Origin of the sequence: Sporosalibacterium faouarense (assembly GCF_016765695.1) — a bacterium.
GTDB classification, from domain to species: domain Bacteria; phylum Bacillota; class Clostridia; order Tissierellales; family VENL01; genus Sporosalibacterium; species Sporosalibacterium faouarense.
In genome coordinates this window covers 1-17,905 of sequence record NZ_JAETGO010000020.1, presented here as the reverse complement: position 1 = coordinate 17,905, position 17,905 = coordinate 1, and the positions used below count along the sequence as shown (strand labels likewise).

At 29.6% G+C, this 17,905-nt stretch carries 18 protein-coding genes; 11 read left to right on the top strand and 7 right to left on the bottom strand.

Features of this window, described 5'->3' with window-relative positions; translation table 11 throughout:
- Positions 1-122: 122 nt before the first annotated feature.
- From JMO20_RS02755 to JMO20_RS02730, 6 genes are all read left to right on the top strand, one after another.
- Positions 123-812 (top strand): response regulator transcription factor, encoded by a 690-nt coding sequence (locus tag JMO20_RS02755; RefSeq protein ID WP_202707965.1) that lies wholly within the window; start codon positions 123-125, stop codon positions 810-812.
- A gap of 24 nt (positions 813-836) precedes the next feature.
- The gene (locus JMO20_RS02750; protein ID WP_202707964.1) at positions 837-2,267 is read left to right on the top strand and encodes a HAMP domain-containing sensor histidine kinase; all 1,431 of its coding nucleotides are present in this window, start codon (positions 837-839) and stop codon (positions 2,265-2,267) included.
- 103 nt (positions 2,268-2,370) lie between these two features.
- Entirely contained in the window at positions 2,371-3,456 is a 1,086-nt protein-coding gene (locus tag JMO20_RS02745; protein WP_202707963.1) for a hypothetical protein, read from the top strand.
- A 162-nt stretch (positions 3,457-3,618) separates the two neighbouring features.
- A complete protein-coding gene (locus JMO20_RS02740; protein ID WP_202707961.1) occupies positions 3,619-4,107 on the top strand; it encodes a hypothetical protein in 489 nt (162 codons plus the stop codon).
- A gap of 258 nt (positions 4,108-4,365) precedes the next feature.
- The gene (locus JMO20_RS02735) at positions 4,366-5,643 is read left to right on the top strand and encodes an ArsB/NhaD family transporter (protein WP_207753419.1); all 1,278 of its coding nucleotides are present in this window, start codon (positions 4,366-4,368) and stop codon (positions 5,641-5,643) included.
- 10 nt (positions 5,644-5,653) lie between these two features.
- Positions 5,654-5,827 carry a hypothetical protein gene (locus JMO20_RS02730; protein WP_202707960.1) on the top strand — a complete coding sequence of 58 codons (174 nt, stop codon included), beginning with the start codon at positions 5,654-5,656 and terminating at the stop codon, positions 5,825-5,827.
- Positions 5,828-5,856: 29 nt separating this feature from the next.
- Here JMO20_RS02730 and JMO20_RS02725 read toward each other — a convergent pair whose 3' ends face one another.
- Both JMO20_RS02725 and JMO20_RS02720 read right to left on the bottom strand, forming a co-directional pair.
- Complete coding sequence (locus tag JMO20_RS02725; protein WP_207753418.1) at positions 5,857-6,108, bottom strand: KTSC domain-containing protein; 252 nt, start codon at positions 6,106-6,108, stop codon at positions 5,857-5,859.
- A 17-nt stretch (positions 6,109-6,125) separates the two neighbouring features.
- Positions 6,126-6,848, bottom strand: a complete 723-nt coding sequence (locus JMO20_RS02720) for a DUF421 domain-containing protein (protein ID WP_202707958.1) — start codon at positions 6,846-6,848, stop codon at positions 6,126-6,128.
- Positions 6,849-7,128: 280 nt separating this feature from the next.
- Between JMO20_RS02720 and JMO20_RS02715 the strand changes: the two genes are divergently transcribed.
- The 3 genes from JMO20_RS02715 to JMO20_RS02705 are packed head-to-tail and all read left to right on the top strand — an operon-like array spanning position 7,129 to position 10,984.
- Positions 7,129-8,658 (top strand): spore germination protein, encoded by a 1,530-nt coding sequence (locus tag JMO20_RS02715; protein WP_202707956.1) that lies wholly within the window; start codon positions 7,129-7,131, stop codon positions 8,656-8,658.
- Complete coding sequence (locus JMO20_RS02710) at positions 8,658-9,752, top strand: GerAB/ArcD/ProY family transporter (RefSeq protein WP_202707954.1); 1,095 nt, start codon at positions 8,658-8,660, stop codon at positions 9,750-9,752. Before JMO20_RS02715 ends, JMO20_RS02710 begins: the two co-directional genes overlap by 1 nt.
- An 11-nt stretch (positions 9,753-9,763) precedes the next feature.
- A complete protein-coding gene (locus JMO20_RS02705) occupies positions 9,764-10,984 on the top strand; it encodes a Ger(x)C family spore germination protein (protein ID WP_202707952.1) in 1,221 nt (406 codons plus the stop codon).
- Between the two features lie 166 nt (positions 10,985-11,150).
- Here JMO20_RS02705 and JMO20_RS20730 read toward each other — a convergent pair whose 3' ends face one another.
- The 4 genes from JMO20_RS20730 to JMO20_RS02690 form a co-directional block, all read right to left on the bottom strand.
- Entirely contained in the window at positions 11,151-11,435 is a 285-nt protein-coding gene (locus tag JMO20_RS20730; RefSeq protein WP_481133357.1) for a DUF5658 family protein, read from the bottom strand.
- Positions 11,436-11,722: 287 nt separating this feature from the next.
- On the bottom strand, positions 11,723-12,352 hold the full coding sequence (locus JMO20_RS02700; RefSeq protein ID WP_202707950.1) for a CBS domain-containing protein: 630 nt from the start codon (positions 12,350-12,352) through the stop codon (positions 11,723-11,725).
- Positions 12,353-12,831: 479 nt separating this feature from the next.
- On the bottom strand, positions 12,832-13,248 hold the full coding sequence (locus JMO20_RS02695) for a hypothetical protein (RefSeq protein ID WP_202707946.1): 417 nt from the start codon (positions 13,246-13,248) through the stop codon (positions 12,832-12,834).
- 245 nt (positions 13,249-13,493) lie between these two features.
- Entirely contained in the window at positions 13,494-13,763 is a 270-nt protein-coding gene (locus JMO20_RS02690; protein WP_202707944.1) for a hypothetical protein, read from the bottom strand.
- Between the two features lie 16 nt (positions 13,764-13,779).
- Between JMO20_RS02690 and JMO20_RS02685 the strand changes: the two genes are divergently transcribed.
- Positions 13,780-14,907, top strand: a complete 1,128-nt coding sequence (locus JMO20_RS02685) for a hypothetical protein (RefSeq protein WP_207753417.1) — start codon at positions 13,780-13,782, stop codon at positions 14,905-14,907.
- A gap of 72 nt (positions 14,908-14,979) precedes the next feature.
- Here the strand turns inward: JMO20_RS02685 and JMO20_RS02680 are convergent, their stop codons facing one another.
- Positions 14,980-16,215: a putative manganese transporter gene (locus JMO20_RS02680; protein WP_202707940.1), complete on the bottom strand. Its 1,236-nt coding sequence runs from the start codon at positions 16,213-16,215 to the stop codon at positions 14,980-14,982.
- A 380-nt stretch (positions 16,216-16,595) separates the two neighbouring features.
- Here JMO20_RS02680 and JMO20_RS02675 point away from each other — a divergent pair, with 380 nt between their 5' ends.
- Entirely contained in the window at positions 16,596-17,729 is a 1,134-nt protein-coding gene (locus JMO20_RS02675; protein WP_202707938.1) for an aldo/keto reductase, read from the top strand.
- Positions 17,730-17,905 lie beyond the last annotated feature (176 nt).

Below are 17,905 nucleotides of genomic sequence, written 5' to 3'. Positions count from 1 at the left end.
ATTCTAAGATATGTAGTTGACGAGATTACATATTAAAACTATACGCAATAATCTAAAATACACTCAATTTGTAATTATATAATTTTCTCAATTGGTATTTTAATGAAATAAGGAGTGAAAATATGTATAAAATTTTAGTCATAGATGATGAAGTAGCAGTACGTGACCTACTTAGTATGGTACTAAAGAGAGAAGGATACAAGGTTGAGACAGCTATTGATGGGTATTCTGGTTTGGCTTTAGTAGATTCATATGAGCCAGATTTAGTATTATTAGATTTGATGTTACCAGACATAGATGGACATGAAATATGTAAAAAAATTCATAAAAATCATGATTTACCAACCATTATGCTGACCGCAAAAACTGAAACTATAGATAAGGTATTGGGACTAGAGTTTGGAGCAGATGATTACATTACTAAACCTTTTGATAATAGAGAACTTCTAGCACGAATCAAAGCATTACTCAGAAGGTCAAATAAAGAAAAAGAACGTCGTAATAATACAGATATAGTTAAATACTCAGATATTGCAATTAATTTTCCGAATAAAACTGTTAAGAAGAATAATGAGGTAATTAGTTTAACCCCGAGAGAATTTCAGCTTTTAGAAGTAATAGCTAAAAATCAAAATAAGGTTTTTAGTCGTGATGAGTTAATGGAGAAGGCTTGGGGATATGACTATGCAGGTGACAGCAGAGCAGTAGATATTTATATAACAAGATTAAGAAAGAAAATAGAAGATGATAGTAATGAACCTAAATACATAATTACTGTTTATGGATTTGGTTACAGATTTGGGAATAAATGAGCTTTAAGGGGGTAAGTAATACATATGAGCTATAGAAATAAGAGCAAAATGAAGCTTGGTACAAAATTAATATTGTATTATCTAACAACAACTCTTATTTTTCTTTTGATTATTGGATTTGCAGTAAATACTAGTGTTAGATATTTTGGTATGAGTACAGTGGAAGATCAATTAATTGAACAAACTATATCTTCATTAGATTATATTAAGCAGACGATATATTTTCAGAGTAAATTTCCAGATAATATAACTTTAGATTTATCTAATGAAATAGGTAAGAATTTAAGCGCAGGTAATAGAATAATAAGGTTATATGATGAAAATCTTAATTTAATAAGTTCATATATTGATGGAATTAGACAAAGCTCGTTTGAAACTAAAATAATGGAGAATAACATAGGAAATGCCTTTAGTGGGAATTACACTTATGTGTCAGATGGTGATAATATATACTTTGCTGCTCCTATTATTCTAAATGAAAAGACTATAGGTGTTTTTGAGATTGTGTATCCATTAAATCTTTTAAATCACATACTATCTAAAACCACCGTAGTATTATTAGTTGCAGGTATTTTATTTAGTATTTTTATTATAATATTAAGCTTCTATTTGGCAAGAATTACTGTAAAACCAATAAAAAAGCTAGTATATATAGCTCATCAGTATGCTAAGCAAAATTTTAAGCATATTGATATTGAAGGTCCTTATGAAATACAGCAATTGTCTGGAAGTCTGAGTAAAATGGGACAGAAAACCCAGGAATATGTAAATAGACAAAAGCAATTTGTGTCTAATGTCTCCCACGAATTACGTACTCCATTAACTGCAATAAAGGGATATTCAGATTTTTTGATTGATGAAGTTAAAGGGAATGAGGATTTAGAGACAGCAGTATATCATTTAAATAATGAAACAGAAAGATTGACTAAAATGGTTAATGAATTACTTACTTTATCTAGATTAGATTCTGAAGATGAATACTATAATATGGGTAAATTTAATTTGACTAATCTTGTAAAAAACGTAGTTGACTCTATGACTATGAGAGCAACTTTGGAATCTATTTCATTAGAATGTTTTGTTGATGAAAAAATATATATAATTGGAGATAGGGAAAAATTTTCTCAGGTTATAATTAATGTAATTGATAATGCTATTAAATACTCGTTAGAGTTACAGATAGTCAAGATATCTTTATTAAAGGATGATAATAATGTGATTTTAGAAGTTAAAGATAGAGGAATCGGTATACCAGAAAATGAATTAGATAAAATCTTTCATAGATTTTATAGAGCACAAAATACTAAGTCTAATAAAGGAACTGGTTTAGGGTTAGCTATAGCTAAAGAGATTGTAGAAGCTCATAAAGGTAGTATTGAAATAAAAAGTGAACAAGAAAGTGGAACTATTGTGACTATAATTTTGCCCATATCAAAACAACTGTTACAAGATTGATACATTGTTGTAGTGGATTTGAATGGTCATCCAACTATAATGTACTTGTAAGGAAATAATAAACACAGAATATTACATCAAAAAAATAGGAAGGGTGAAAATTATGTTTAGAAATAAAAAAATTCTAACAATATTTACAGTTTTAATTTCTTTAACGATTATTGCATCTGGATGCAGTACGCAACAACCAAACAAAACAATAGATAAAGATAAAGTAGATGATATCTCTGATTCTGGAATAAGAGATCAATCACAATGGCAAGAATATGTTAATTCTCGCTTTGGATTTTCAATTAATTTTCCTAAGACATGGTATAAAGGAGATAGCTCACAAAATAATGACGGAATTGTACTCCACACTGATAATTCTAGCTTTGATATAAGGGTTTATGGTGCAAATTATCTTGAAGACATATCAAAACCATATAAGAACTCAGAAAAAGATGGTTTTACAAAAAGCGATATTAAGTTAAATTCAGGTCAAACTGCAACTTTAATTACTGGTGAGGAAAATGATATGGATATATATGAAATGGTATTTGTTAAAGATAATATAGAATATCATTTCTATGCCAAGGTGACAAAAGAGTATGCTAATGAATATGATGATGTGATTTTAAACGTTATTAAAACTTTTAATCCTGGGGTAGAAGGAGAGGAAAAATCTTCTATAGAAGAGGATACTGCACAAGAGATAATAAAAGACAGGGCAAATGAAGTTATGAATATAATTAATGAAGGAAATATGGAAGAGTTAGCACAATATGTTCATCCAGAGAGAGGTGTTAGATTTACTCCATATACTCATGTATCATTAAAGAATGATTTAGTATTTAAGCAGAATCAAATAGCAGACTTCTTAAAAGATTCTAATAAATATTTATGGGGTTATTATGATGGAAGTGGAAAGGAAATTAAACTAACTCCTAGAGAATATTGGGGTGAGTTTGTTTATGATAAGGATTATGAAAATGCAGATGAAATTAGCTATAATGAAATAATCGGCAAGTCACTAATAAAAGAAAATCAGTTTAATGTATATTCAAACTCTATAATAGTAGAGTATTATCTTGAAGGAACAAATCCTGATTATGAAGGACTTGACTGGGGAAGCTTAAGACTCGTGTTTGAAGAATACAATGGAGAATGGTATCTAGTTGGTATTATTCACAATCAACATGTGATTTAATTAAAAAAATTTAAAATCTACTTGAATATAATAAAATAAGGGAGTTACATAAAAACCTGTTGTTAATTCAACAGGTTTTTATGTATACTATAAATATATTTATGATATAATTTATCTAGTATGAATTATTTTGTTTTGAGATGAAGAAGAAGGAGTGATTTTATGAGAAGATTTATGGGAGCAGAAATAGATAAGCAAAAATTTCTATTAAAACAAATGGGTGCTCAAGTTGAAGTTATTAATTCCTTTATGTGTTATGTGACTTTTAATGTAAAAAATACAGAAATAGCATATTGCTACAATGTGAACAAGAAGGGTGATTATTTTCTAGAAAGAATAAAACCTTATCCAGAAGTAGCTGGTACATTTAAGTCTGAAGAAGACGTTATAAATATTATATATACAGATATTGAACAGTTTAAAAATGCTACTGAGTCCCATGATTTTTCTTTATTCATTGATATTAATAAGAAGGTTAGTAAATCAGTTAGAGAATTTGAAGATCTTTACTTATACTACAATGTGCCTCATGAATACACTGAAGAAATTAAAAAGAAGATAGATGAAATACAAAAACTAATTAAAAAAGCTAAAAGTGAAAGTAAAAGAGTATATTTTAAAACTGAACCTAAGGCATTAGAAGAAAAATAGGGGGAACTATTAACATAGTTCTCTTTTTTTGTTTCGGTAAATATCTAAACCATATTTTTGGTAGTTAAATTGCTAATGATTGTAAAAGATAAAAAGTCATATCAAGCATAGTTGCAAATATTAGTATTAATCTAATACAATAGTGATATTTGAAGATATTTGACAGTTTTTCAAGAGTTATTCCATTTTAAAAAAGAAAACCACAGGAGTATAATAGAGGATGTTGCTATTATCAATATATCTTAAGGAGATGTTTTTATGTTTAGTTCCGCAAGTATTCTAATAACTACAGCAATATTCATTATTACTTATGCATTAATTGTTTCTGAAAAGTTTAATAGAACATCTTTAGCATTATTAGGAGCAGCTACAATGCTTGCTTTCAAAATTGTTAGTCAAGAGCATGCTTTTGAGGCAATTGATTTTAATACAATTGGCGTTTTAATAGGTATGATGATTATTGTTATAATAACAAAGAGAACAGGTATATTTCAATATGTAGCTATAAAGGCAGCTAAAGTTGCAAAGGGTGACCCATGGAAGATACTATTAGCCTTTTCAATATTAACAGCTGTATCATCAGCATTCTTAGCAAATGTTACAATTGTACTTTTAATAACACCAATAACACTAGTTATAACTGAAACCTTAGAAATAAGCCCATTACCATTTTTAATGTCACAAATATTAATGGCTAATATAGGTGGTACTGCAACATTAATTGGTGATCCACCTAATATTATGATTGGCAGTGCTACAGATTTAGGATTTATGGATTTTATAATAAACTTAGGACCAATTGTTACAGTGATAATTGTAGCTATTATATTTGTATTAAAATTTATGTATGGTAAGGAGCTCCATGTAAAGGAAGAGCTAAAAGAAAAAATATTGAAATTTGATGAAAACAAATCTATAGAGGATAAAGTCTTATTAAGAAAGAGTTTGTTTGTTTTGGCTTTAACTGTTTTAGGCTTTGTGATTCATCAATATCTTCACTTTGAGTCAGCAACCATAGCAATTATTGGGGCGGCACTTTTATTATTTATTAGTAAGCTTAATCCAGAAGAGATTTTATTGGAAATTGAATGGCAAACAATTTTCTTCTTTGTGGGGTTATTTATTTTAGTAGGTGCCTTAGAAGAGGTTGGTATTATTGAAAGTATGGCAAAAGCTTTGATTTCAATAACTAATGGCAATTTATTTTTAACAACTATCTTAGTATTATGGGTATCTGCAATAGCTTCAGCATTTATAGACAATATACCTTTTGTTGCGACAATGATTCCTTTAATTAACAGTATTGGTACAATGACATCAATGAGTATTATGCCTCTTTGGTGGGCATTAGCATTGGGTGCTTGTCTAGGTGGAAATGGTAGTTTGGTTGGAGCTTCACCAAACCTAATAGTAGCAGGTATGGTGGAGAAGACTGAGTATAGAATATCATTTGGGAGATTCTTTAAGGTAGGATTCCCTATTATGATATTATCACTGATAATATCAACAATTTACTTGATAGTGTTCTATTTATAGGAGGCATATTATGAAGATAAGCTTTGACAAATTAAAAGACTTAATTATTATTTTGCTAATAGTTGTTATGTTAATCTCATTTGAATATATTACTAATGATAGAAATCTTACACATGCAAGTTCTAATAATACTAATGATGAATTATTAATCGAAAAAGCAAAATTTTGGGGTGTTAATTTTTAAGATAAGGCATGTTTTATGCCTTATCTTTTTTATTTAAAATGGAATTCTGATTTATCATATTGGGAATCTAAAACATTGTTTTTATAATGCTCTTTTGAATCTGACATTAATAAACCTTGATATACAAAATAAGGGACATTTTGATATTGAAGGATATGTTCATTGTTCATCCTAATTTCTAAAATTTGGTTAGAATCATTATATCTAATTTCTTCATTAACCATCTTTTCACCACCTATTAATTGATTAATATTTAAGTTTACTAGAATCAGATACGGCATTTAAATAATTTTTTCGTTCAATCATTATTTTCACTCAAATCAATATTACTCGGAAGATTATCCTCGTATTTATCTACGTATATTTTGCTATTTTTATCAATTGTAGCATATGATACTTCATTAATTCTATTTATACCAAAAGGTTTTAGTAAATCTATTAAATCTTTCCCAGATAACTTTCTCTTTCTTAGGTTTTCATATATTACTTGTCCGCCAATGATAATTTCAGTAGGAAGTGACTGAGTACCGCCGTTAAGTCCTAGGTCTTCAATGGTGACATTTCTTTTAGCTGTTTTTTTCATTACGGAAACTTTTCCATTTATCTCTAGAAGCGCATAATCCACATCTTCAGGCGAAAAAATATCTTTATCTCTCAAGAGGAGATTTAACTCATCTATACTATAACGTGTCCTTTTTAAGTTTTTTTCAAGTATTTTTCCATTTTGTATAACTAAAATGGGTTCACCTTCAATTACTTTACTAAAGCTCCTTCTTTTTAATGAGAGATATGACACAAAACCAGTTAATACTCCAAATAATAATAAACCAATAAAGTGTTGGTATGTTTTTTGGTTTATATCCGTAGCTAATGTTGCTGCAATTGAACCAAAGGTTATTCCATTTATGTATTCAAAAAAGGTTAATTGAGCTACTTGCTGTCTACCTAAAAGTCTAGTTATAAATAAGATTGTAAAAAAAGCTAAAAAAGTTTGTATTATAATTTCTGCTAATAATTTCATGTAATCCTCCATTCTATATAAAGTATACTTTTATTTTTCTACTATTTGAGAATACTATACTCAGAAGAAAAAAATAAAATTTGGAAAGGTGAAATCATATGGGATTATTATATGAAGCTATTTTTACAATTGTCTTTATTATTGTTGGATTTATAGTTCTATATATTTTAGATAAAAAAGAGCTAATATAAATAATAACTTAGAGTTAAACCTAAAAACAATAATAAAATATAAATGTAATTTCATAAATTAATTTGAAATAAAAGCTGAGGTGGTATACTTGTCACCATTTTTTAAATTTAACAAGGAAAATAATAAGAATGAATTGAATAAAAAGGTATTATTTAATAATCTTGAGAAAAATGCTAGATACTTAAAAACAACGTTTTGTTATCCTCGAAATAAGGGATTAATTTTTAGAGAAATATATGTAAAATCAATAAATAAAAAAGCTAATATCTTTTTTATAGATGGAATGGCTAATGATAAGAATATTATTGACCATATAATATATCCACTATCGGAAGATATAAGTACTTTAAAAGAAGAAGCTAAGAATATAAAAAATATCATTAAAGCAAAAGATATAAAAGAATTAGACTGTTTTCATGAAATTATAGACGATATTCTAATAGGAAATACTATAGTGTTAATTGAAGGGCATAGTGTCGGTTTTTCCGTTGATACATCTAAATTTGAGCATAGGCAAGTAGAAAAACCAATAAGAGAAAATGTAATAAAAGGTCCTCAGGAAGGCTTTGTAGAATCTTCACAAATTAATTTATCATTACTCAGGAAGAGATTAAGAAATGAGAAGCTAATTACTGAGAGACTTACGATTGGCGAAAGGTCAAAGAGTGTAGTAGAAATTATATATATAGATGACTTAGCTAACTCAGACATCGTTAATGAAGTAAAGGATAGAATAAATGAAATTCAAGCAGATACAATACATACAATTGATATATTAGAACAGCATATTGAGGAAAGACCATATTCACTTGTCCCAACAGTTTTATATACAGAGAGGCCAGATAGGGTAGCTGCATTTTTAATGGAAGGACATGTGGCAGTTTTAATGGATAGCTCATCAGATTGCTTGGTACTTCCTGTTACTTTTTGGTCATTATTTCATACTGGTGAGGATATGTATCAGAGATGGGCATATGGAAATTTTATTAGGATTATTCGTATGATATCTCTATTTATAGCATTACTTACACCTTCTATATATATAGCTGTCTCTACTTTTCATTCCGAAATGCTACCTACAGACTTGCTGTTGGCAATAACTGCTACAAGAGAGAGGGTGCCTTTTCCCGTTATAATCGAAGTGATGATAATGGAAAGTGCTTTCGAACTATTAAGGGAGGCAGGAATTAGAATTCCCACCCCCATAGGTCCTACAATAGGTATTGTTGGGGCTCTTATACTAGGTCAGGCTGCAGTTGAAGCAAACATAGTTAGTCCTATTTTAGTGATAATTGTAGCATTAACAGGATTAGCATCATTTGCTATTCCAAACAATAGCTTAAATTTTATGATTAGGATTAGCAGATTTATGTTTTTAATTTTAAGTAGCATGTTAGGTGCCTTTGGAATTATGGCTGGAATAGCCATTACGGTTAGCTATCTTGTATCTGTTAAATCGTTCGGGGTGCCGTTTCTAGCTCCCTTAGCACCATATTATCCTTCCTCAAAGGATACAATTTTTCGGTTGCCAGTTTGGATGCAATGGATAAGGCCAGCACATGTGAAGCCTAAGAATAATATTAGGAAAAAGAAGCCAAGGGGGAGGTCTAATCAATAATGGATAAGTTGGATGGAAAAATTGGAGCTAGAGAATTGTTTTCTATCGTTATAATTATAATTGGAATAAAAGGGGCCGATATGACGCCTGCAAATTTATTTCCAAGTGGACAAAGTGCAACTTGGATGTTTCCTATTGTCTGGCTTGTGATAATGACCATACCTATATGGGCAACACTTTCATTATTAAAAAAATATAAAGAAAAAAATATAGTTGAAATTATATATTTATTAACTGGAAAGTATATTGGATTTATAATTTGTTTATCTCTTTTAGCTCTTCTTTTTACTGCAACAGTACTTAATAGTAGAAGTTATGTGGATATAATGAATGTTATGATATTTCCAACAACTCCAATTATTGTATTATATGCAGTTCTTATTGGAAGTAGTTATTTTATTGCTAATAGAGGGCTTGAAACAATTGGAAGAACTAGTTGGTTACTTTTACCATATTTGGTAGGGGGTATAGTACTATTATTTATTATTCTCGGAGATAACATAATTATTGAATACTTATATCCAATTACAGGTCCAGGGATAACAAAAGTCATTAAGAGTGGAATTACCCATAGTTCATTAATAGGTGAATTTTTATTGTTAGCTATATTTTTTCCCAATGTCAGAGATTACAAATCTTATAAAAAAGGAACATTATGGGGATTACTACTATCTTGCTTGATAATCAGCTTACTATTTATCGAATATATATTAATTTTTGACTATGTTGCCCCACAAATGATGATGCACCCCTATTCACAATTAACTCGAGTCACAGAAATAGGGATGTTCATAACAAGCTTAGATGCATTTTTCTTTGGACTATGGATACTAACCGGAATAATAAGATTCTCTTTTTATTTATATGGTGGAGGAGCCATTCTTGGATATACGTTAAAAATTAAGGAGTATGAACCCTTAATATTACCTATTACAGTTCTGACGATTATAGTTGGTTTAATTCCAAGTAATCCGAGTCAAACTATTCTTATACTTAGAGATAATTTTCTAATTAAGAAAACATGGATATATTTTTTCGCATTACCTTTGGTATTATGGATTATTTCAAAAATTAGAGGAGAAGTAAAGAAATGAGATTCTTAAAAATGAGTTTACTATTAATTTTATCTTTATTTTTAACTGGTTGCTGGGACGCTTTAGAATTAGAGGAACAAGCCTATGTGGTAGCAGTAGGGATGGATTTGGGAGAAGGGGATAATTATTATATTACTTATCAAATTGGAAATCCTCAGGTTGGATCTTCTGATAGAGCAAATGCAGAGCGAGAGCCAGCTTCAGAAATTATAACAGTTCTTGCACCAGACAAAATTTCAGCTAGGGAATTAGCAAATGTATCTGTAAGTAGAAGGGTTACTTTCTCCCATGCCAAAACATTTATTATAAGTGAAGAACTAGCTAAGAGTGAAAAATTTCTTGAGGTTTTTGAAGCTGTTACTAGGGATCCTCAAATTAAAAGGCAAATGGATATAATTATAAGTAAGGAAAGAGCAGAAGATTTTATAAGGAATAATAATCCAGTTTTAGAAACAAGACCACATAAGAATTATGAACTTATGGATGAAAGGTGGAAAGCTTCAGGATTAGTTCCAGCATCAACAATCAATAGATTTTTACAAAGAGAAGAGGAGGATGCTGGCGGATTTTTAGCTATATATGCTACAATAGGGAAAACTGATACAAAAGCAAATGGAATGGAGGATAAATATAAAGCAGGAGAGGTAGATAAAACTGGTGGTAATACTTTACAAATGATAGGTGCAGCAGTAATAAAAGAGGGAAGAATGATAGGAACTATAAATGGAGAAGAAAATAGACTTACACTTCTTTTAAGACCCCATACAGAGGCAACCAGTTGGTATGCTACTTATCCAGATCCCTATAAGAAGGAAAAGCATTTAACGGCAAGAATTTTAAGGCAAGGAAAGCCCAAAATAAAAGTAGATGTGAGCCAATCTAAACCTATAATAACAGTTGAAGCGCCAGTGAAAATGCAAATATTATTAATGAGAAGCTTTATTGATTATGTAGATGACCAAGAAAAACAAAAGTTTCTTACAAAGGCTATCGAGGGATATTTAAATGAGGCTTCAATGGTCTTAGTGAAAAAAGCTCAAAATGAACTAAAGGTAGATATATTTCAATGGTCATTATCTGCTAGAAAAGAGTTTCTCACTATACCTGAATTTGAAGATTATAATTGGATAGATAAATTTCCACAGGCAGATGTAAGGGTTAACTTCAAGGTTCAGATAACAAACTTTGGTAAGCAACTTAAACCGATTAATATTAATAAAATAAAGGAATGATACAAGTGAAATGGATAACATTATTAATTCTTTTATACTTTGCATACTACACAATCTCATTCGCAGTAATTGTGTGGAAAGAAGGGAATAAATTCGCAGGGATGTTTATTTCTTTACTTGGAATTTCTATTGTATTGATACCTGTTTTACGAAGTGTGTTAAGTAGTTAGTATATAAAATATTTATATATCCAGACTATATGAACTGTATAAGGGATTATTTGCACAATTAATAAAAGCCTTAGTATAGTATTAAATATGTATGGGGACTGTGTTTTATTACAAGCAACTTTTATAATTAATAGCAGAAGGCTAATATATATTATACGAAAAGAAACGCCTTTTAAAAGGGGTAATTCCATAAAGGGCATCATTAAAGGATTTGCCTCTTGAATATAACCTAATATTTTAATGCCCCAATATGAAATAAGATAGTCAAAAGTCATAATCATAATTATTAATAACATAAAAAAATTGTATTTCTTTTTTGAGTTACTGAAAGACCAATTCATAATACATCTCCTTTAAGCAAAGTACATATCTATTATTTCTATAAAAATATATTTTCAAACCTATATATTAATTTCTTGATTTAGAGGTTTTAATTTAGATTTCTATATAAATAATGAAAGATAGTTTCTTAACTAAAGCTTATGACGAAGGTCTTAGAATTATGAAAAAAGAAAAAGCTATCAAATTTTTGATAGCTTTTGTTACTATGTTATTAATTTTCAACTTATTATCTAGTTTCTTGAATTTTGAAGCCTGCTTTACCAAGGGCATTAATAACCTTTTCTTTGTCTGCTCCCTCAAATTTAACTACAATTTCTCTTATATTCATAGCTGTCTCTACTTCATTTACAACTAATGATAGTATGTTAGCACCTTGATCTGTAATAGTCTTTGTAAGCTTACTTAGTATTCCCCTCATTTCATAAGCTTGAATTGTAACCCTAGTTCCTACTTTATTGTTTAAATCAAATAAGTCACTGTAGGATTTGAATATCTCTTTTTGAGTTACAATACCTTGAAACTTTCCTTCTTCTACAACAGGAATAAAAGGATAGTCTTTTTGAGCAAATATTATTGCTGCATCTTCAATAGGATCATAAGGTGATAAAGTTTTATAATCAGTTTTCACAAAATCATTGATTTTTGAGTTTAGAAACTGTTCTCTAGTTTCTATATTCCTATAATATTTTCTATAGATATCATATATTGATACTGTACCAACAAACTCATTCTCCTGAGTAACTGGTAATGATAAGAAACCTTTGCCTTCGATAACGTCTAAAGCATGTTTTAAAGTCATTTCATCTTCTAAAAGCGTTAATTCATTTCTTTTTAACATAGCTTTTCTTACTAACATTATGAAATCCCCCTTTAACTTTATTTAATCTAATTATATAACTCTTTTCATAAAAAAACCACTTCGTATGAAACAAACAAGACCAGTGAACTATGTACTGGTCTTGTTAATGTAAGAGAATATTATCTATTATATGTAGTCTTTTTAATATTGTAACTTATAAGATAATTAGATAAATTAGACTTTTTCTTATTAGGAAAACTTAGTATGTATTTTAATCTGTTTATAATTCTTGTCATAATTATTCCACCTCTTTTAGCTAATCCTCTTAGTTAATATAATAATGAATTCAAGCTTTTAATTATTTACCCCCGCAGTTAAAAATAAAACAAAAATAATAATAATTCCAACTAATATAAAACTATATACCAAAACTAATGATAAGTAAAGAGTTTTTTGAAAAAATATCGAATGTATGTTCATAAAAAAAAGACTAGATATTAATCCAGTCTATAACATTAAATATTAAATTTTAACTCTTAATTAGGTAAAGAAATTGCAATAGAAAGAGCAACTATTATAACTGCAAGCACTAATATAGAGATGTTTATTAGAAAAACTATAACTCCGAATCCTAGATAATATCCTATTATATTTCCTATAATTAATAAAGCAGGTACTATAATATGTATTTTTCCAAATTTTTTTAATGTAATTGGAATTAAAAGTATTAATAAAGCGAGCATTAATATTGCCGATCCCAGTACTAAAAACACTTCTTGAGGACTTGATTTTACTAGCTTTAGAAAAGTATTCCAACTACTTATATCCAATATTCCGATATGAGTATTTATATTATAGATGATGTAACCTAGTCCCCCACATGCTAATAAGCTTAGCACATAAACTATCCAATTGGAAAACAAATTAAAAAGTCTTGATATTGGTGTATCCATGTTTATCCTACCCCCCCGTTACTTATAAATTTATTATACTATTTTATCTGTGGCTTGTACAGAGGTACTAATAGACATAGTATTATAGGACTATGTCCATTTTGTTTATTAGAATAAATATAGACATGCTAAAATGATATAGGAAATGGGAGTATATTTAGGGAACCGAAAGAAATACCTTTTTAAACAATTGACAGTCTATAAATGACTAATATAGATAAGGTTATCAAAATTGAATAAAACTCTCATTTATAATAGACTGTAACCGTTAAATAAAATAAAGAGGGTGATAGCATAGAAACTTTAGCGAAAGAGAGCTGTAAAGAAGAAAAATCTAAGCTTTCAATAGCTGACCAATTATTCTTCTTTTTACCTTTAGCGGCTTCTTTCTTTTTAATCAGTATTACCCATTCCCTATTTAATGCAGCTTTAGCTAGGTTACCTTCACCTGAAATATATATGGCAGGTTTTAATATAGCTAAAAGCTTATTACAGGTGTTACAGAATCCTGCCACAATGATAAGGCAGACAATGGCTGCTTTAATACATGATAGTGAAAGTTATTATAAAGTTAAGAAATTTATTGTATCTTTAGTTTCTATTATAGTAATTATGTTTGCTGTATTGGCTTTTAGTGGAGGAGCTAAGTTTATTTTCACTAGATTTATGGGAGTAGAGGGAAGAGTATTAGATGAAGCTATAATTATTCTACGAGTATTTGTGTTTTTCCCTATTGCAGTATCATTAAGGAATTTTATGCAAGGGATAGCAATTAAATCTAGAATGACATTTTTAACACCTATTGCCACTATAGCAAGAGTTGCTTTTGTAGTAATTATAGTAACTTCAATTGACAAGCTGATGTTTCTTCCACCTGGAGTAATAGCTGGAGTTATGTTCTTAGGGGCAATAGCCACAGAAGCTATTGTTATGCTCTTAGGTGTTAAGTTTACTATAAAGGACATTCCTAGAATGATGGATCGCTTGACTTTTAATAAATCCCAAGAATATAAAAGAGAAATTTCTTATAGGATGATAATTACGTTTTTTGCTCCATTGGTTATAACTTCATTTATTAAATCCTTGGCAAAACCCATAATAGATTCTGGCTTAGCTAGAACTATAAGCCCAGAAGTAGCTATCTCAACATATGCAGTTGCATGGGGATTAGGGGTAACAATAGTGAGTCCATTAATGATGTTTCATCAAGTGCCATTAAATTTTATAGAATCATCAAAGGATAAAGAACCAGTAAAGAGATTTGCCCTTTATCTAGGAATTGTTTCATCTTTAATATTAGCAACATTAGGTTTTACACCTATTGGTTTCTATATATTAAAAAATTTGATTGGAGTATCAAAAGAGATTTGTAATATGTCATTAGATGTTCTAAAAGTAATGACATTATTGCCTATGATAGTTATTGTAAGACAATATTATTGGGGTATATTAATGAAAAAGCATATGACTAAATATGTAAGTAATGGTAAGATAGTGAATCTCATTGCATTAGCTTTAACTATATTTGGTGTAACTCTATTAAGACCTGGGAATCCAGCAATTGTAGGGATTATAGGCAAAATATCATCAGAGGCATTTGAGTCTATATATTTATATTTTGTGAATCGTAGAAAAAAGATAAACGAGGCAGATTATTGATGAAATTAAAGGTAAAAAAGTAAATAGAGGAAAAGACTTTATTAAAAAAAGAAGTGGAAGACTCCACTTCTTTTATATATTTATCTCGATAAAGTAAACAATAACTCCTAATATCAAGGCTGGAACAGTAGTTATTACTGTAGCCCAGAGTGAAGATTTTCGGTCTATAGCTAATAGAGGGAATAATGCATCTCCATCTTGAGATATTGCATTAGCTAATAGTGCTGCAAATGGAACCATTCCTTTAGTGAACAACGCAACGAAAATTACCTGTGGTCCACAACCAGGGATTAAACCAATTAATGCACCTACTATTACTGCCAAAAGTCCTGCACTTGACATAAAGCCTTTCATCAACTCTTCACCGGCAGCATAATTTCCTCCACCTAAACCGTATACACCTACTTCATATATCAGGTATGCTACAAAAACCCATGTTGCAACAAAGGCAGTTTCCTGAGCATTGTGAATTAAAGTTTCTTTTAATGACATTGACTTGAGCTCTGTCTCTTCATGAGTATCATCTTGTATAAACTTTTTTCCCATTAACATCATAGCAATAGATAGTATAGTTCCAAAGACACCAATTATAGAACCTAAATTTGGAATAGAGAAACTGTTAACATCGACTTGGAATAGTAGCATAATACCTAATACTAGACCAAGAGAAATCATAACCCAATAGAATAAGAAACCTTTATGTGTAAATTTATATCCTATTGTTTCTAGTTTTTGATGACCTTTAGCTTTATGATGAAGAGCTAGGTCTACTTCATCTCCTTCTTCATGACCTATATGGCAATTGACATTATCCTTGCACTCCATATTTAGAAGCATATGGTCAGCTTTGCTGTGTATCTCATTTCTTTCTTCTTTAGAAAGTTTTTTAATCCTAGATAGCAAAATATCCCCAATCTTAAAATAATCAACTAAATAACCTGTGATAATAGCTGCTATAAAGGATATTATACTTACTAAAGCATAGTGTAAAGGTAGTGTAGAAATTATTACGAAGGCGGAATCACCCATGGTAGCGATTAGTGTTGCTATTACAGTTCCATAGGAGACTGATCCTTTTACGAATAGCGGCATTACGAATATTGCGCCACCGCATCCAGGAGAAAGTCCCAATAATGCTCCAATTATCGGCTGCCATTTTTTTGACTTTTCAATTCCTTCAATAAAAGCTCCAGATTTCTTATAATTAATATAACCAAATATTAGAAGTACAGCTCCTACAAATACGGTAACTTGTAGAAATGCATTTTCAGCGCTCTTTAATATAATTTGAAATATATCCTGTAGCATTTGATACCTCCCTTAATACATATATATTTATGATTTTTACCCATTAATACTAAATAAAAACTAAATAGATTTAATTTTGGTGTTTTTATCTAATAAATCTTTGTATATCAATAAATATTTTATAAGATTTATAAGGAAAAAGGAAGGTGATTTAATCTAAAAGATATAATTATGACTGAAATTCTATTATTTGTAATGAAATAACCATATTAAATAGTAAGATATAAATATTAGAGAGTGAATATATAATATCAAAAAAAAGGATTATTTAGACACACGAAGAATAATTATATAAGGTGTATATGTACATAATATAAGGTGCAATTTAGTATAATGATGGAAATGTTAATAAAAGGAATTAAATTCTAGGGGGTTGTAAAATGCAATATAGAAAGTTTGGAAAAACAGATTTAGAGATTTCAGCTTTAGGATTTGGATGTATGAGGTTTCCTGTAATTGACGGAGATTCTAGTAAGATTAATAAAGATGAAGCTACAGCAATGCTTCACTATGCCATTGATAATGGTGTAAACTATATTGACACAGCGTATCCTTATCATCAAAAAATGAGTGAACCATTTGTAGGAGAAGCTTTAAAGGGTGGGTATAGAGAGAAAGTTAAGCTTGCAACTAAGCTGCCGATTTGGTTGTGTGAGGAATATGAAGATTTCAATAAATTATTAGATGAACAATTAGAAAAGCTTCAAACTGATTATATTGATTTTTACTTGGTTCATGCATTAAATCAAAACACTTGGAAAAAGTGTAAAGAGTTAGATGTTTTTTCATTCTTAGATAGAGCTATTAAAGATGGAAAGATTAAGTATGCCGGTTTTTCTTTTCATGACGAATTGGATTTATTTAAAGAAATAGTAGATGCATATGATTGGACTTTTGCACAAATTCAACTTAATTATATGGATGAAGACTATCAAGCTGGTATAGAAGGAATGAAATATGCTGCAGATAGGAATTTAGCAATAGTAATTATGGAGCCTCTTAAGGGTGGGAAGCTAGCTAAGGAACCTAATAAGGAAATAAAGGAAATATGGGATAAGGCAGAAACATCGAGAATGCCAGCAGATTGGGCTCTAAGATGGGTATGGAATCATCCAGAGGTTTCTTTACTTCTCAGTGGCATGAGTACAATGGATCAAGTAAAGGAAAATATAAAAACTGCTGAGGATGCATTTGTAAACTCACTATCTCAAAAGGAAATAAGTTTAATAGACGACGTTAAAGATATAATTAAGAGTAAAACCAAAGTGGATTGTACATCATGTGGATATTGTATACCATGTCCAGAAGATATTGCTATCCCTAATATTTTCAGTACTTATAACGCTATGTATATGTATGATATTCCTGAAGAATCAAAGGATACATATCAAAGAATGACTAAAGCTGATAAACATGCATCTAAATGTGTTGAGTGTGGTAATTGCGAAGCTCAATGTCCGCAAAACTTACCTATAATTGAGCATTTGAAAGAAGCGCATAAAGAGCTTGCGTAAAAACTGTATTATAAAAATAAATATAGTTTAAGTTATATTAATAACCAAGGATTATTTTATAATCCTTGGTTATTTCAGTGAACCTCCACCACTTTCACCTATCGACTTAGAAACGGTGGCTTCTTAGTCTTATCTAAGAATTTTTCCTGCTTCATAGAGCTGTGCCTTCTATGTTA

Bases quoted from the DNA above. Each gene is read 5' to 3' on its own strand.
- JMO20_RS02755 (WP_202707965.1), top strand. From the start codon at position 123: ATGTATAAAATTTTAGTCATAGATGATGAAGTAGCAGTACGTGACCTA.
- JMO20_RS02750 (WP_202707964.1), top strand. From the start codon at position 837: ATGAGCTATAGAAATAAGAGCAAAATGAAGCTTGGTACAAAATTAATA.
- JMO20_RS02745 (WP_202707963.1), top strand. From the start codon at position 2,371: ATGTTTAGAAATAAAAAAATTCTAACAATATTTACAGTTTTAATTTCT.
- JMO20_RS02740 (WP_202707961.1), top strand. From the start codon at position 3,619: ATGAGAAGATTTATGGGAGCAGAAATAGATAAGCAAAAATTTCTATTA.
- JMO20_RS02735 (WP_207753419.1), top strand. From the start codon at position 4,366: ATGTTTAGTTCCGCAAGTATTCTAATAACTACAGCAATATTCATTATT.
- JMO20_RS02730 (WP_202707960.1), top strand. From the start codon at position 5,654: ATGAAGATAAGCTTTGACAAATTAAAAGACTTAATTATTATTTTGCTA.
- JMO20_RS02725 (WP_207753418.1), bottom strand. From the start codon at position 6,108: ATGCCGTATCTGATTCTAGTAAACTTAAATATTAATCAATTAATAGGT.
- JMO20_RS02720 (WP_202707958.1), bottom strand. From the start codon at position 6,848: ATGAAATTATTAGCAGAAATTATAATACAAACTTTTTTAGCTTTTTTT.
- JMO20_RS02710 (WP_202707954.1), top strand. From the start codon at position 8,658: ATGGATAAGTTGGATGGAAAAATTGGAGCTAGAGAATTGTTTTCTATC.
- JMO20_RS02705 (WP_202707952.1), top strand. From the start codon at position 9,764: ATGAGTTTACTATTAATTTTATCTTTATTTTTAACTGGTTGCTGGGAC.
- JMO20_RS20730 (WP_481133357.1), bottom strand. From the start codon at position 11,435: ATGATTATGACTTTTGACTATCTTATTTCATATTGGGGCATTAAAATA.
- JMO20_RS02700 (WP_202707950.1), bottom strand. From the start codon at position 12,352: ATGTTAGTAAGAAAAGCTATGTTAAAAAGAAATGAATTAACGCTTTTA.
- JMO20_RS02695 (WP_202707946.1), bottom strand. From the start codon at position 13,248: ATGGATACACCAATATCAAGACTTTTTAATTTGTTTTCCAATTGGATA.
- JMO20_RS02685 (WP_207753417.1), top strand. From the start codon at position 13,780: ATGGCTGCTTTAATACATGATAGTGAAAGTTATTATAAAGTTAAGAAA.
- JMO20_RS02680 (WP_202707940.1), bottom strand. From the start codon at position 16,215: ATGCTACAGGATATATTTCAAATTATATTAAAGAGCGCTGAAAATGCA.
- JMO20_RS02675 (WP_202707938.1), top strand. From the start codon at position 16,596: ATGCAATATAGAAAGTTTGGAAAAACAGATTTAGAGATTTCAGCTTTA.